Origin of the sequence: Halobellus limi (assembly GCF_004799685.1) — an archaeon.
Taxonomy (GTDB): domain Archaea; phylum Halobacteriota; class Halobacteria; order Halobacteriales; family Haloferacaceae; genus Haloquadratum; species Haloquadratum limi.
The window spans coordinates 1,718,886-1,733,078 of record NZ_CP031311.1 but is presented as its reverse complement, the minus strand read 5'-3'; the positions used below and the strand labels follow the sequence as shown (position 1 = coordinate 1,733,078).

12 protein-coding genes, 1 tRNA gene and 1 pseudogene are annotated in these 14,193 nt (G+C 63.7%); 8 read left to right on the top strand and 6 right to left on the bottom strand.

What is annotated here, in order from left to right; genetic code table 11:
* Positions 1 to 100 precede the first annotated feature (100 nt).
* On the bottom strand, positions 101 to 1,588 hold the full coding sequence (gene cysS / locus DV707_RS08530) for a cysteine--tRNA ligase (RefSeq protein WP_103992141.1): 1,488 nt from the start codon (positions 1,586 to 1,588) through the stop codon (positions 101 to 103).
* Positions 1,589 to 1,768: 180 nt separating this feature from the next.
* Between cysS and DV707_RS08525 the strand changes: the two genes are divergently transcribed.
* Positions 1,769 to 2,746, top strand: a complete 978-nt coding sequence (locus DV707_RS08525) for an L-lactate dehydrogenase (protein ID WP_103992140.1) — start codon at positions 1,769 to 1,771, stop codon at positions 2,744 to 2,746.
* A 41-nt stretch (positions 2,747 to 2,787) separates the two neighbouring features.
* On the opposite strand, the gene DV707_RS08520 is transcribed toward DV707_RS08525, so the two are convergent.
* Positions 2,788 to 3,309 carry a DUF7523 family protein gene (locus DV707_RS08520; protein WP_103992139.1) on the bottom strand — a complete coding sequence of 174 codons (522 nt, stop codon included), beginning with the start codon at positions 3,307 to 3,309 and terminating at the stop codon, positions 2,788 to 2,790.
* A 165-nt stretch (positions 3,310 to 3,474) separates the two neighbouring features.
* Here DV707_RS08520 and DV707_RS08515 point away from each other — a divergent pair, with 165 nt between their 5' ends.
* Positions 3,475 to 4,368, top strand: a complete 894-nt coding sequence (locus tag DV707_RS08515; RefSeq protein ID WP_103992138.1) for a CbiX/SirB N-terminal domain-containing protein — start codon at positions 3,475 to 3,477, stop codon at positions 4,366 to 4,368.
* Positions 4,361 to 5,611, top strand: a complete 1,251-nt coding sequence (locus tag DV707_RS08510; RefSeq protein WP_394337408.1) for a DR2241 family protein — start codon at positions 4,361 to 4,363, stop codon at positions 5,609 to 5,611. The genes DV707_RS08515 and DV707_RS08510 overlap by 8 nt, the downstream gene beginning before the upstream one ends.
* Before the next feature lie 124 nt (positions 5,612 to 5,735).
* Here DV707_RS08510 and DV707_RS08505 read toward each other — a convergent pair whose 3' ends face one another.
* Positions 5,736 to 5,966, bottom strand: coding sequence for a DUF7508 domain-containing protein (locus tag DV707_RS08505; protein ID WP_103992137.1), 231 nt, complete (start codon positions 5,964 to 5,966; stop codon positions 5,736 to 5,738).
* 89 nt (positions 5,967 to 6,055) lie between these two features.
* Positions 6,056 to 6,481 (bottom strand): annotated as a pseudogene (locus DV707_RS08500) (DUF5796 family protein); the annotation flags it as partial.
* 118 nt (positions 6,482 to 6,599) lie between these two features.
* On the opposite strand from DV707_RS08500, the gene DV707_RS08495 reads away from it, so the two are divergent.
* From DV707_RS08495 to DV707_RS08475, 5 genes are all read left to right on the top strand, one after another.
* On the top strand, positions 6,600 to 7,097 hold the full coding sequence (locus tag DV707_RS08495) for a MaoC/PaaZ C-terminal domain-containing protein (RefSeq protein WP_103992135.1): 498 nt from the start codon (positions 6,600 to 6,602) through the stop codon (positions 7,095 to 7,097).
* A gap of 63 nt (positions 7,098 to 7,160) precedes the next feature.
* Positions 7,161 to 8,015 (top strand): shikimate kinase, encoded by an 855-nt coding sequence (locus DV707_RS08490; protein ID WP_103992134.1) that lies wholly within the window; start codon positions 7,161 to 7,163, stop codon positions 8,013 to 8,015.
* On the top strand, positions 8,012 to 8,317 hold the full coding sequence (locus DV707_RS08485) for a chorismate mutase (protein WP_103992133.1): 306 nt from the start codon (positions 8,012 to 8,014) through the stop codon (positions 8,315 to 8,317). The genes DV707_RS08490 and DV707_RS08485 overlap by 4 nt, the downstream gene beginning before the upstream one ends.
* Before the next feature lie 186 nt (positions 8,318 to 8,503).
* Positions 8,504 to 8,578: transfer RNA gene (locus DV707_RS08480), tRNA-Arg, on the top strand.
* 642 nt (positions 8,579 to 9,220) lie between these two features.
* Positions 9,221 to 9,874: a hypothetical protein gene (locus DV707_RS08475; protein ID WP_103992132.1), complete on the top strand. Its 654-nt coding sequence runs from the start codon at positions 9,221 to 9,223 to the stop codon at positions 9,872 to 9,874.
* Between the two features lie 76 nt (positions 9,875 to 9,950).
* On the opposite strand, the gene DV707_RS08470 is transcribed toward DV707_RS08475, so the two are convergent.
* Positions 9,951 to 12,866 (bottom strand): helicase-related protein, encoded by a 2,916-nt coding sequence (locus DV707_RS08470; RefSeq protein WP_103992131.1) that lies wholly within the window; start codon positions 12,864 to 12,866, stop codon positions 9,951 to 9,953.
* A 58-nt stretch (positions 12,867 to 12,924) separates the two neighbouring features.
* Positions 12,925 to 14,190, bottom strand: coding sequence for a hypothetical protein (locus tag DV707_RS08465; protein ID WP_103992130.1), 1,266 nt, complete (start codon positions 14,188 to 14,190; stop codon positions 12,925 to 12,927).
* Positions 14,191 to 14,193: the final 3 nt, after the last annotated feature.

Below are 14,193 nucleotides of genomic sequence, written 5' to 3'. Positions count from 1 at the left end.
GACGCGGCGTTCGGCGCGTGTGGAGAGCGGTGTCCGGCGCGTGTAGGCGGTGTCTGGTGCGTGTAGGCGGTGTCCGATGCGTGGGGACGTGACGGGACGACTACTCGAAGCGGAACGACGGCCCGTCGTCGCTGTCCTGCACCTCGACGCCGAGCGCGGCGAGGTCGTCGCGGAGGTCGTCCGCGCGCTCGTAGTTGCCGGCCTCTCGCTCGGCTTCTCTGACCTCTAAGACGAGTTCGACGAGCTCCTCGGCGAGCGTGACCGTCCCCTCGCCCTCGCTCTCGCCGAAGGAGAGCCCGAAGACGTCGCCGCCGAGTTCCTCGAAGGCCTCGACGGCCTCTCGGAGCGCCCAGAAGTCGTACTTCTCCTCCCTGTCGACGTGGCGGTTCACCGCCGTCGCGAGTTCGAGCAGCGCGGCCATCGCCTCGCGGACGTTGAAGTCGTCGTTCATCGCCTCGCGGAAGGACTCGCGCGTCTCCGAGAGCGTCTCGCGGAACGCTCCGTCATCGACCTTCGCGTACGCGTCGGTGCTGTCGCAGGCGTCGACGGCGGCCTCGTAGGCCCGTTCGAGCCGTTCCCAGCGCTCTTCGGCCTCGCGCATCTCGTCCTCGCCGAACGTCTGTTCGCTGCGGTAGCCGGTCGAGCAGTAGAACGTGCGGACGACGTCGACGCCGTACTCCGCGAGGGCGTCGTCGACGGTGAGGAAGTTCCCCAGGCTGGAGGACATCTTGTCGCCGGCGGTCTGCAGGAGACCGACGTGGAGCCAGTAACGGGCGAACTGCTGTCCCGTGGCGGCCTCGCTCTGGGCGATCTCGTTCTCGTGATGCGGGAACACGAGGTCGCGGCCGCCGACGTGGATGTCGATGGTGTCGTCCAGGTGCGTCATCGACATCGCCGAGCACTCGACGTGCCAGCCGGGTCGGCCCTCCCCCCACGGCGACTCCCAGGTCTGCCCGCAGGACTCGTCGACCTCGGGGGGGTCCGAGTGGCGGTGTTCGGCGATGTCCTCGGGGTCGACCGCGCCGGCCTTCCAGAGCGCGAAGTCCGCGGGGTTGCGCTTCTCCGAGCGCTCCTCGTCGGCGCCCTGGGACTCGATCTCGTCGAGCCGCTGGTTCGAGAGCTTCCCGTAGTCGTCGAAGGCGGTGACGTCGAAGTACACCGACCCGTTCGATTCGTAGGCGTAGCCCCGGTCGAGGAGCGTCTCGACGAGGTCTACGATTTCGGGGACGTGCTCGGAGACGCGGGGGTACACCTCCGCGCGCTTCAGGTTGAGCCCGCGCATATCCCGGATCACGTGGGAGGTGAAGTACTCGGCGACCTCCGGTTCGCTCTCGCCGAGGTCGTCCTCGCCGATCCGGGCGACGATCTTCTCGTTGACGTCGGTGAAGTTCTCGACGTGGCGCACGTCGTAGCCCTCGTGTTCCAGCCAGCGGTGCATCACGTCCGCCTGCGCCCACAGGCGGGCGTGTCCGAGGTGGGCGTCGTCCGAGACCGTGAGCCCGCAGACGTACAGCAGGACTTCGTCGTCGTTCCGCGGCTCGAACGCCTCGCGTTCGCCCGTCAGGGTGTTGGTCACGGACAGCGTCATCACCGTCTCCTTCTCCGGACGCGTTTTTCAACCCGTCGGAACGGTCGGTGGGGATCCGCTCGCACGTCCTCGGTCGAAACCGCAGGTTCCGGTTCCGCGCGGAGCGGCGCGCCGAGGGGCACGTTCCAGGCGGTCGGGAAACGCCCCAACGTTTACTCTACGTCGAAATAACGTTCCGATATGAGCGCTGCACGCGGGAAGGGAACGGTCGCGATCGTCGGCGGGGCGGGGGCTGTCGGTTCGAGCACCGCCTTCGCCCTGATGGACAGCGGTCTGGTGGGCGAGATCGTCCTCGTCGATATCGACGACGAGCGCGCCGAGGGCGAGGCGATGGACCTCGATCACGGCGCGTACTTCACCTCCTCGGTCCGGGTCAGGACGGGCGACTACGAGGACTGCTGGGACGCCGATGTCGTGGTCATCACCGCCGGCGCCAGCCAGAACCCCGGCGAGACCAGACTGGAACTGATGGAACGGAACGCCGAGATCTTCGCCGAGATGGTCCCGGAGATCACGACGGGGCTGAACGACGACGCCGTGGTGCTCGTCGTCACCAACCCGGTCGACGTCCTCGCGCACGTCACCTGGGCGGTGTCGGACCTCCCGGCCGAGCGGGTGATCGGATCGGGGACCGTGCTCGACACCTCGCGGTTCCGTCACGCGCTGAGCCGCGAGTTCGACCTCGATCCGGCGAACGTCCACGCCTACGTGATCGGCGAGCACGGCGACAGCGAGGTGCTCGTCTGGGGGTCGGCGAACCTCGGCGGCGTCCCGTTCGACCGGTACTGTGCACACCGCGGCGTCGACGACGTCGACGCCCTCAGAGAGCGCATCGGCGACGACGTCCGCAACGCCGCCTACGAGATCATCGAGCGCAAGGGGCGGACGAACTACGGCGTCGCCCGCTCGGTGACGGCGACCGTCGAGCGGGTCCTCGGCGACGACGACTCGATCCTCACCGTCTCGACGCTCGCCGACGGACAGCACGGGATCGAGGGCGTCTACCTGAGTCTCCCCTGTACCGTCAACCGCGGCGGCGTCCGAGACGTGCTGGAGTTCGATCTCTCGGAGGCGGAACAGAGGGAGCTTGAGGAGTCCGCTGCGGTGATTCGAGAATCGATCGACAGGCTCGACTTCGACGAACTCGCCGCAGACTGACGGATCGAGAGACGGGTCCGTCGACCGGCCCAGCGGTCCGCTCAGCCCGGCACCGACTCCAGCGCCGACTCGACGAGACGGAGCGCGTTCGCGCCGTCGCGGCGGGGCACGACCACGACGAGTTCGTCGCCCGCGACGCCGGCGGCGTCGACGACGACGTTCTCCGCGGCGAGGCGTTCGACGACGGCCGCGAGCGCCGCCGAGTCCACCTCGCCCCCGACGACGACGGCGGTCAGGCTGCCGTCCGTGGTGACGATGGCCGAATCGCCGACGCAGAGTAGCGTTTCGGTGTCGTTCGCCGCCGACTCCGGTCCGCCGTCTTCGACGTCGACGCCCGCGAGGCCCACGCCGCTTCTCATCCGCACGGTGACGTCGCGGTCGGCGGACTCAGCGGCCGAGAGGTCGTCGGCGAACCGACGGAGTGCGGTCGCGATCGAGTCGGTGTCGCCCTCCACGTCCAGCGACTCCGCGGCGGCGGTGTAGTTCACGACGCCCGCACGGAGCGCCCGCAGGAGCCACGGACGGGCCCGGACTGCAGCCCGCGTCTCGGCGGCGAGTGACATACCCCCGCAGACGAACGAGAGGGCAAAAAACCCGCGGGTCGCGGGGATCGGACGCGGCGGGTCCGACGCCGCCGGCGACCGGCCGTGAAAATTCGGCTGTCGAATCGCGAAAATTCGTTCGCGGAACCCGAAGTCCCTAAGGGCGTTCCGTCCTCTGAATCACGTATGCAAGCGCTGGTCATCGTGGCGCACGGGTCGCACCTCAACCCCGACTCGTCGGCACCGACGCACGCCCACGCGGACACGATCCGCGCGACGGGCGCGTTCGACGAGGTGAAGACGGGCTTCTGGAAGGAGGAACCCTCCCTGAGAGAGGTCCTCCGCACCGTCGAGTCGGAGGAGGTCTACGTCGTCCCGCTGTTCATCAGCGAGGGGTACTTCACCGAGCAGGTGATCCCGCGGGAGCTCCGGCTGTCGGGCTGGGACGTCTCCGCCTGGGACTCCGACGGGCTGAGCGCGGACACGGCGACGTTCACCGCCGAGGACACCGGCCAGACGGTCCACTACTGCGGGCCGGTGGGGACTCACGAGGCGATGACCGACGTGCTCGTCCGCCGCGCCGAGACGGTGACGGGCGACCCCGACGTCGGCGAGGGGTTCGGCCTCGCGGTCGTCGGCCACGGCACCGAGCGCAACGAGAACTCCGCGAAGGCCATCGAGTACCACGCCGACCGGATCCGGGAGACGGGCCGCTTCGAGGAGGTCCAGGCGCTTTACATGGACGAGGAACCCGAGGTCGACGACGTCACCGACTACTTCGAGAGCGAGGACGTCGTCGTCGTGCCGCTCTTCATCGCCGACGGCTTCCACACCCAGGAGGACATCCCGGAGGACATGGGCCTGACCGACGACTACCGGACGGGTTACGACGTCCCCGCCGAGGTCGACGGCCACCGCATCTGGTACGCCGGAGCCGTCGGCACCGAGGGGCTGATGGCCGACGTGGTGCTGGAACGCGCCGCCGAGGCCGGCGCGGACATCGAGTCCGCCATCGCGACGGTCAGAGAGGAGACCCGCGAGACCGACGCGGACGGTGAGACGCCGGCGGCGGGTGACTGACGTGGGGTCCGAACGGTTCGACGTACGCGACGAGCAACTCGACGCGCTGTGTGACCGCCTGAAAACGGACCCCGATCCGGTCGAGTTCGACGGCCTCCACGCGGCCGCGGACGACGACGGCGAGGCGTTCGCGGTCGAGACGCCGGCAGTTCGTCACGGGGACCTCTCCGAGTCGGAACTCCGCGCGGTCGCGACCGACGACGACGTCGCGCCGTACGTGACCAACTGGTACTACTGGGAGGAGGTCGTCGGCCACCGCGGCCGACACCGGTGGGCGTTCCTCAGACACGCCGAGGGCGCTCACGATCACGTGGAGACCTCCCACAATCACGCAGAGGGCGCTCACGATCACGTGGAGACCTCCCACAATCACGCAGAGGGCGCCCACGATCACGCGGTCCCCGAGCGCTACGACGCGCTCGAATCGGGGATGGAGACCGAGTGGGGAGAAGTCGTCGTGACCGCGACGCTCGCCTCGGGCGGTCACCGTCGCTACGAGATCCGCCACGCCGACGATACCGGGGCCGACGCCGACGAACTGGACGCCTACGACGACCCGCTCGACGCCCGCGAGATCGCGACGTACGACGACCGCGGGCGGTACCGGCCGCTGAAGACCGCGCCGTCGCTCGTGTCGGGGTGGGTCTTTCCGGACCTCGACGGCCGCGACGCCGTCGAGACGCTCGACGTCCTCTACCCGGCTTCGATCGCCAACTGGAACCTCGAACGCGAGGGCGACCTCGACGTGACCCACTGGCGGGAGACCGCCGAGCGCCAGACGGGGATCTACGACATCATCGAGGACCTCGACCCCGACGCCGTCGAGTGGGTCGCCGAGGCCTGCTGCGTCGACTCGCAGTGTCTGAAGCGCCGCGAGTGGGAGTACGACGAAGAGCGCGAACTCGACGCCGACGGCGGCGCGGGGACGTTCCCCTGTCGGGAGCCCTGCTCGCTCGTCGTCGCCGCCGCGCGCAAGTGGACGAAGCTGGAGGAAGAGGAGACGCACACCTACGAGTTCGACCTCACGCCGTCGGAGAAGGAGCAGGTCGAGGCCATCGTCGACGCCGTCGCCGACGGTCGCACCGAGGACATCCGCGAGGCCGACGTCTACGAGGGCGCGAACCGCTACCGGGCGCGGTTCCTCCGCGCGAAGCGCTTCGACGAGGACGGGAACCTCTCGGGGACGCCGACGCATCCCGACGAGCACGCCGAAGACGGCGGCGGACACGACGACGGCCACTGACACGACGGCGACGGCCATTGAGTCGTCGGACGTCGACCGCTTTCGGCCGTAGACTGTTTTCGATCGTCGACCGTTTTCGACCGTAGATCGCTTTCGACCGTCGACGCAGAGCGCGCCTCGACGCCTATCGCTCGTCGAGCAGTCGTTCGGCGTGTTCGGCGGACTGTGCCCGTTTCCAGCGGACCTGTTCGGCGTCGCCGTATGCGATCTCCTCGCGGAGTTCCTCCGGCAACAGCCCCGCCGTCGCGCGGAGGACGTTACCGTCGCCGTCGCCGAACTCGATCAGCGCGTACGCGTCGGGCGCTGATCCGACGGTCCTGCGGGTCAGTGACTTCCAGCGCTTTCTGAGTGCCATTAGGACTCTCGACCGTCCTCGGTGGGTTCAGCGTCGTCGCCGCTTCGGGTGTCGTCGGTGTCGACCTCCTCATCACCGGGAGCACGGTCTTCGGCCACGAACTCGTAGGACTGCTCGCTCCAGTCGTCCTCGACGAAGACGAACACGCGTCCCCGGGCGATCTCGGGGTCGGCCTCGACCTCCGTGCGCATCCCGCCGGGTCGGCGGACGGTGACGCCGGGGAAGATCTCCTCTTCCTCGCCGTCTTCGAGGACGACGCGACCGACGCCGGTCGCTTCGAGGATGTCGTCGTGGGTCTTGAGGTCGTTGACGTACAGCATCACGCCCTCGGTCTCGGTGGGGTCGGTGACGAGGACGTGCGTCTCCTTCTTCGGCGGCGTGGTGAGCGTGTCGGTGACGGGTTCCGGGACGCCCCGGTACAGCGTCTTCCGGCCGTCGGTGTACTCCACCTCGACGCCGTGATCGAGGAGTTCGACGCCGACGGTGCTCGGCGGGACGTCGTTGCGGGCGCTCATACCACCGGGTTCGGGCGGCCCGCCCAAAAGGAACGCGATGACGCGGCCTCCGCCGGATCGCGAACGTGACGGCGACGCAGACACAGCCGTTTTAACGGCGGCGAGCGAGCGCTCGGCTATGAACGATCACGGCTCTGAACCCCCCGGTTCCGACGTGCTGACCTACGAGGACCTCTCGGTCGGCGACCGGTTCGAGGCCGACCGGACGGTCGCGTTCTCCCGCGAGGACATCGTCGACTTCGCCGCCGACTACGACCCCCAGCCGTTCCACCTCGGCGACGACGTCGACGGCGCGTCGCCGTTCGACGGCCTCGTCGCCAGCGGCCTTCACAGCTACTGCGCCTGCAACCGGCTCGCGACGGAGGCGTTCTTCGGCCACGTCGCGTTCCTCGGCGGTCGCGGCGTCGACGACCTCCGGTGGCACCGACCGGTAGAGCCGGGAGACGCGCTGACGGTCGGCGTCGAGGTCGTCGAAAAGCGCCCTTCGGAGTCCGACCCCCGCCGGGGCTACGTCGACGTGGACGTGACCGGCCGGACGCCCGATGGCGATCCCGCCGTCACCTGGCGCGTGCTGGGGATGATCCGACGGAGCGGTCCGGGAACGTCGGAGGCGTGAACTCTTCCTCCGGCAGCGAGTGTCAACCGCTACTCCTTTTAGGTCGGTCGACAGCATACAGGTATGCACGGCCACGCAGTCGCGTTGGGGGCGGGAACGGTGCTGAACGCCCTCTCGACGGGGACCGGATCGGCCTTCGCCATCGACGCCGAGACGGCCGCCACCGTCGAACTCGACGACTCCGGGACGGTCACCGGTGAGGTCGCCGAAGACGTCGACGCCGACACCCGTCTCATCGAGCGCTGCGTCGAACTCGCGGTCGAGAGGTACGGCGACGACGGCGCGCCGTTCGGCGGATCCGTCCGGACCGAGAGCGACGTCCCGATGGCCGCGGGGTTGAAAAGTTCGAGCGCCGCGGCCAACGCGACGGTCCTCGCCGCCGCCGACGCGCTCGGAGCCGATCCGGACCGACTCGACGCGTGTCGGCTCGGGGTCCGGGCGGCCCGCGACGTCGGCGTCACCGTGACCGGCGCGTTCGACGACGCCTCGGCGTCGATGCTCGGTGGGGTCACGGTCACCGACAACGACACCGACGAGGTGCTCGCCCGCGACGAGGTGACCTGGGACGTCCTCGTCTGGACGCCCGACGAACGCGCCTACAGCGCCGACGCCGACGTCGAGCAGTGTGCGAACGTCGCCCCGATGGCCGAGTTAGTCGCCGATCTCGCACTCGACGACCGGTACGCCGAGGCGATGACCGTGAACGGGCTGGCGTTCTCGGCCGCGCTCGGCTTCTCGCCTCGACCGGCCGTCGAGGCGATGCCGCACGTCGCCGGCGTGTCGCTCTCTGGGACCGGCCCGAGCGTCGTCGCCGTGGGCGACGATTCGGGGCTCGATCGCGTCCAGGAACTGTGGGACGAACGAAGCGGACGAACGTGGCGAACGACCACCCGAAACGACGGAGCACGCATCCAATGACCCGAAACGAATACACCGCATCCGACGACGAGGACCCGTCGCTGGACGAACTACGCGAGGAGATCGAAGACATCGACCGGGAGATCGTCGAACTGATCGCCCGGCGAACCTACGTCGCCGACTCGGTCGCACAGGTGAAAGCCGAAAAGGACCTGCCGACGACCGACGAGGGCCAAGAAGAGCGCGTGATGGAGCGTGCGGGGCGAAACGCCGAACAGTTCGACGTGGACTCGAACCTCGTGAAGGCCGTGTTTCGACTGCTCATCGAGCTGAACAAGGTCGAGCAGCGGGAGAATCGGTAGTCGAAATCGAGCTTCTCGAACGTACGGCGCCGACGAGCCTCTTCGGATAGCCGCGCGATCGTTCTCCGGTGCGCCAACGAAGTTCACGCAGAATTCAACCGCTTTGGTGAGAGGTGGCTCAGACGTCGTCGAGATCGAGAGCGAATCCGTGGGTTTAAATTGGCCCACGGCGGTACCAGGTAGTGAGGGCGCTTAGCTCAGTTTGGACAGAGTGCTTGGCTTCGGACCAAGTTGTCGCGGGTTCAAATCCTGCAGCGCCCATCCTTCCTCACTACACTTCAGATTCACCCGACAGCGGCGGGTTCTATTTAAACCCACCCCCGACTCATGGTCTGGATTCCATCCCGTTTTGAGTTGGGGGTCTCTGCTGTCTGCCATTCGCTAAGATATCAAATGGAGGGCGGTTTAACTCTACGCGTTACTTTCAGCCCCGCGACCTGCGCACGGGAACAACCACGCGCCACTTCTTGTTGGCGTGTTTGAGGAGTCCTCCGATTGCCAGTGTCATCTCGGGCGCGAAAAGCTGTGAGTCAAAAAAGTTGGTACGTCTCACGTTCCCATGTCCACCTCGCGCGGGCAATTTCGCCAATGCAGTGTCGAGACGACGCTCGGGTACGCTCACCAAACCCTGACACTCGCCACAACACCGTGAGCGTCAAGTGGTGAAATCAGCAGGTTTCCCAACTCCTTCCGACCTCTAATCGGAACTGGCTAATCAGAAATTACCTATTATCTGTTACTTCCACGGATATCCTCTACTGTATTGTGTGACCACTAGAATGGTTTCTGTGGCTATCTTCTCCCTACACTCAGACCGAATAGTACATATTCCGACACACCGTTGTAATAGACGGGACGAATTCCCGCGGCACGTCCGAGGATACTGCTTCCGGAGAACAAACGATGAGCCCTATACAAGAATTTGAACGGTACGCAGAGGAAATCGCTGGAGATGATGACACTTGGCTGTGGGAGGTGGACACTCAGATCAAAACAACCCAGTCGCTCTACGATGGTGGTTTCCTGTCTGGTGATGCCAAGGAATACAGGGAAGCCAAAATCAAGTGGAGCCGGGACGATATCTCGGTAACGGCTTCTATCAGTGGATGGGAGGTCGAGTCTCCTGACGACTGGTTCACAATCGTCTCCATTACACGGGGAGATGACCGAGTGAGTGCCGAGTTCTACTCGAAGGCTTTCGCCGTTTCTGAACTCAAGGCGGCACTATCTGACCCTGAGTCACTACTTGGCCCTTTCCGGTCGAGCTTGCTTGACGAGGTTGATCGACTAACTCAGGGACAGTTCCGGAAGGAACGGGGGCCGACACGATGGCGAACAGTTTGCGAGGTGTCTATGCGAAACGGCTCTATTGAAGCCAGTCTCGGATACTTCCGGGGAAGTTGGAATCTAACCGTGACAGAGTCCGAGCCGATGGTAGAGAAAGGTTCTATCGTCGATTACGAGACACTCAATCGAGCCAGCCTCTCGTTCGACGACGAGGGAACGATGCTTGACGCAATCGAACAGTGGGTAGCTGACCCGAAAGTGTTCTTCTGAGACTCCGGTTCGATTGCTTGAGAGAACCGAACCTGAACAATCAGTGGAAGAATATATTCAGTGGCGTTCCCCCACCTCAAAGAGGAAGTGTGAGACAGTAATTCTCGACTTCTGGAGCCAACGAGATCACTCGCTCGCGCTGGCGTAGTTCCTTTCGCCTCCGCTCAATGCGAGATTCGAGTTTCTCGAGACGCTCCTGCTGGCCGCGGATAGCGATGTTCATGTCTGATCCTCCCTCTGCTTTGCGCTGGTACTCCTCGATGAAGGCCTCGATCCGCTCTCGCTCGGCCTGTGCATACTCATTTAGATTCTCTAATTCACGGGCCGTTTCTTCGTGCCGGCTGGCACCCAACTCAGCCTTGATTTCGTTGACCCGGATACTCACGTACCGATCAGCAGCTGTGCGAAGCTCGTCTCTTACGGCCAAGGTTTGCTGAAGATGGGCCACTTCCGGTTTCGCAGAGACCGTCTCCCCCTCGACAACTCGTTCTCCGAGCGCCCGTTGCGCATCTTGTTGCTCGGCATCGACGAAGACAGGAATCGTCTCCTCTCGAATCACCTCCCCCGTACCATCCTCGAACGCTACGCGATAGTTGTAGGTGATACCCGGACTGTCGACGAAAGGGAGTAACTTGAGTCCGACTTCACCACGTTCGTCGTCGAGCACCCGTGCCATCAACCGCTGCAACACATCCGTATCGGGCGCAAGATACGTGATTCCCTCATGTTCCATCGCGAAGTCCCGGTCGAACGTGAAGGGGCCGTACGACTCGTCGCCGTTCGACGGTCGAAGACCCTCGGGTAGCTCAGCCCGATATAGATTGGTACCCTGCTTCTCGAACTCGCCACCGAAGGCCGTCACAGCTTGCTCGAAGAATTCCCGGATATCACCCTCGCTCCCGTAGACATCCTCGGAGTCGTCCACCACCTCCTGAATCTGCCGTCGGCTCTCCGCGTCGAAGGTACTTGTCTCGACAAGGCTCCGCTCGTACCACTCCTCGAGCGTACGCTGACGCTCCTCGATCATCTCCTCGAGTTCTTCCTTGGTTGCACTCGCTGGCTCGTCGTTCTGGATGGACTTCATGATGAGCGAATCCACGTCGATGTCGTCGAGCATCCCGAGCACGTCGGCAGTATTGCCGAGCTTCGACCGGATCTCGTCGACCTTGTGCTGGAGCATCTCGAAGATCTCGCTCTCGCGGGTATCTTCGAAGAGGAAGTTCCAGACCTTGACCTCCTTCTCCTGACCATAGCGGTGGATGCGACCGATACGTTGCTCCAAGCGATTTGGATTCCATGGCAGCTCGTAGTTGGCCATAATATGGCAGCTGTGTTGCAAATCGATGCCCTCGCTCGCCGCGTCCGTCGCGAACAACAGTCGTGATTGACCGTGGTTGAATTCCTCCTCGATACGAGCTCGATCTTCCTTGTCCACGTCTCCATGGATGACCAGAATCTCGTCAGCCCACGGTTCGTCCTGCACGAACTCCAGAAGATAGTCGAGGGTGTCCCGATACTCCGTGAACAGGAGGAGCTTCTCGTTCGGTTGCTCTTCGAGTAGCTGGCTGATGAACCGTCGGACCTTCTGTGCCTTCGAGTCGACCGGAAGACCCTCCGCAAGTGCGACGAGGTCGCGAAGCGTGTCAATCTCCTCTTGGAGTTGCTCGTCGTTAGTCGCCACTGTAACCCCGGCAATCTCGTCTTCAGCCTGCTGCTTCCCGTCCTCGTCGAGATCCTCCCCGTCGAGATAGGCTTCGGTCTCCTCGGAGAGATCGTCCGTCGCGGTTTCCTCGTCGAGGAGGTTATTGAGTCGGCGGCGGAGCGTCGAGTGAATGGCACCGACACTGCTCACCAGCCGTTTCTGCATCAACGCCATCGCGAAGCCAACTGCGGGCTCGTTGAGTTTCTCCGAGCGATTGTAGACGTGCTTCACGTAGTCGGTGACGCCCCGGTAGAACTGCCGCTCGTCGTGCGTCATCTGGACGGAAACCGAACTGACCTCTCGGTCCGGAAAGATCCGCTCACCGTTGTCGTCGTAGAGACCCTCCTTCCCCCGACGAATCATCACGCGGTCGACGGCTTCCTGCGTGAGTTCCCTATCTTCAGCGACGAGGAACGGGTCGACGTACTCAACGAGTGAGCGGAACGCCTCGCCCTTACCGTCGTGGGGAGTCGCACTCAGGAGGAGCAGTGAGTCCGAATTCCCCGTTATCGTATCGACAGCATTGGAGGTCTTACTGGGAGAATCTCCTCGCTTGGCTGCTTTGTGCGCCTCGTCGACCACTACGACATCCCAGAACACGTCTTCGAGTGCCGGGCGGAATTCATCTTGCCGGACGAAGGCCATACTCGTGACCAACTGCTGCTGGTCCTGATTCCAGATGTTCGCCTCCTCGCCGAGCCGTCGCCGCTCGCCCTCTACCCATGCCCGGTCGGCGACGGTCAGATTCACGTCGAAGAAGCGATCCATGTCCCTGACCCACTTTTTCTGCAGGTGAGCTGGCACGACGAACAGGACACGGTCAGCACGGTTCCGAGCGGACAATTCCTTGAGGATGAGCCCGGCTTCGATCGTCTTCCCGAGCCCCACGTCATCGCCGATGAGCGCTCGCTGGCGAAGCTTCTGCATCACCCAGTTCACACACGCCAGTTGGTAGGGCTCCAACCGGACGAGCGAGTTCGAGATACTCAGCAACTGGCCCTGTTCATGGGCGAGTTTGAGCTTCGTCGCCTGCGTGTGGAGGTCGAACCACTGAGCCGATACCGCATCGTGATCCGGGTGGAGGGATTCGAGTTGCTGGTCGCTGACCGTGTCAATCGGGTCTTGTCGAGGTTGAATTTCAACGTCGTCCAGACAGACCGTCTTGACGCCTTCACCGTCGATATAGGCGCGGAGATACTGCAGGTCGCCGACTGTCCGGGTCTGTATCACCTCGGCAGATGCACCGTTCAGAATCACTTGCTGTCCGGGAGAGAACGTAGAGTCCGTCATCCGCTGATGAAGGTGTCAATGGAGCACGGCATCTTGAATGTTATCGGAAGGTTCTGATTCATCCCTCGAAGGATCGGAGGGTTCTCTCGATCTGTGACTCGACGAATTCGATCTCGCCGTGGTAAGCGCCTACGATAGCTGTATAGTGCTGTGGGAACTCTCCAGCTAGCTCTCTGTTCTCGTACTCTTCGGTGTAGGTTTCAAGCAATGACCCATTCGCTGCCTCGTTGATTAGCGTCCGTCCCTCGCCCTCGACGAACCGGGAGAGCACCGTCTTCACTGTCTCGTCTGGGAGGTCGTACGCCAGTTCGTTCGGGAGAAGTCGTTCGAACAATCCGCCGGAGAGGAATGGCACCACTTGCAGCGATCGCTGGAGTTCGCCATCGCGTTGCTTAGGATGGGCAGACAATGCATCGTAGAACAGTGGTTGCAGGAACGTCGAGTAGAAGCTCCCTCGGAATCGGTTGAGGCCTCGATTGTGCTCTTCCCACTCCTTCCGCAATGAGACACCTTCGATGACGCCACGGTCATCGAGCAGTTTGAGGAACGCCATCCGATCGAGGAAGAGTGCTCCGAACGCTAACTCCTCACTCTGTGTGGCATCATCTGGTGCTTCCAACATCGACATGATGTCGGACTCGATGGTCTGGTACTCCCCATCTCCGGCGAGGACCTCTACATACAGATCATAGAATTCGTCGAGTCCACCGATTGCACGTCGGACACCGTAGTGATTGAACGCCTGATAGAAGCGTCCCAACACGCCTTCGACCGTGCTCTCAGACTGTAGTTCCTCGGTGTAGCTGACCAACCCGCGTTCCCGCGCAAGTCGTCGCACTACGGGCTTGATGTTCTGCTCTGCGACCACATCTACAGTAGTGGCGCGGCCTCTCTCATCGGCCTCAACCTCGTAGACAGCCCACCGGAACCCATCGGTCGCGATGCCATACTCGTACCGCTGAGAATCGAGATATGTCCGGAGATCGTTTTTCGCCTCGCCGAACTGGTTTATCGACTTGTTCTCCCCGATGACCCGGTCGGCGAGATTCTCCACCCGAAAGTCAGGGCATTCGTTCTCGTCCCCCGAGGGATAGTATGGCCGCGGAGTATGGTCGAAGCCGAGTGTCTCCAATATCGGCCAGATGAGGGCATCTTCGACACATCGCTCCCGTCGTTGACTCAGGTTCTTGCTGTCAAGTGATTCGCTCTCCTCGATGACCTCATCGAACCGAGGTTCCTCCATCCGGACCTCCAACGTGTCGAGGAAGCCCTCAATATGGTCTCGAATCTCCGCTGTTGCCGCCTCTATCTCCTGCGATGACATTCT

Coding starts and splice junctions, on each gene's coding strand:
- DV707_RS08475 (WP_103992132.1), top strand. CDS start 9,221: ATGAGCCCTATACAAGAATTTGAACGGTACGCAGAGGAAATCGCTGGA.
- cysS (WP_103992141.1), bottom strand. CDS start 1,588: ATGACGCTGTCCGTGACCAACACCCTGACGGGCGAACGCGAGGCGTTC.
- DV707_RS08485 (WP_103992133.1), top strand. CDS start 8,012: ATGACCCGAAACGAATACACCGCATCCGACGACGAGGACCCGTCGCTG.
- DV707_RS08495 (WP_103992135.1), top strand. CDS start 6,600: ATGAACGATCACGGCTCTGAACCCCCCGGTTCCGACGTGCTGACCTAC.
- DV707_RS08505 (WP_103992137.1), bottom strand. CDS start 5,966: ATGGCACTCAGAAAGCGCTGGAAGTCACTGACCCGCAGGACCGTCGGA.
- DV707_RS08465 (WP_103992130.1), bottom strand. CDS start 14,190: ATGTCATCGCAGGAGATAGAGGCGGCAACAGCGGAGATTCGAGACCAT.
- DV707_RS08525 (WP_103992140.1), top strand. CDS start 1,769: ATGAGCGCTGCACGCGGGAAGGGAACGGTCGCGATCGTCGGCGGGGCG.
- DV707_RS08515 (WP_103992138.1), top strand. CDS start 3,475: ATGCAAGCGCTGGTCATCGTGGCGCACGGGTCGCACCTCAACCCCGAC.
- DV707_RS08490 (WP_103992134.1), top strand. CDS start 7,161: ATGCACGGCCACGCAGTCGCGTTGGGGGCGGGAACGGTGCTGAACGCC.
- DV707_RS08470 (WP_103992131.1), bottom strand. CDS start 12,866: ATGACGGACTCTACGTTCTCTCCCGGACAGCAAGTGATTCTGAACGGT.
- DV707_RS08520 (WP_103992139.1), bottom strand. CDS start 3,309: ATGTCACTCGCCGCCGAGACGCGGGCTGCAGTCCGGGCCCGTCCGTGG.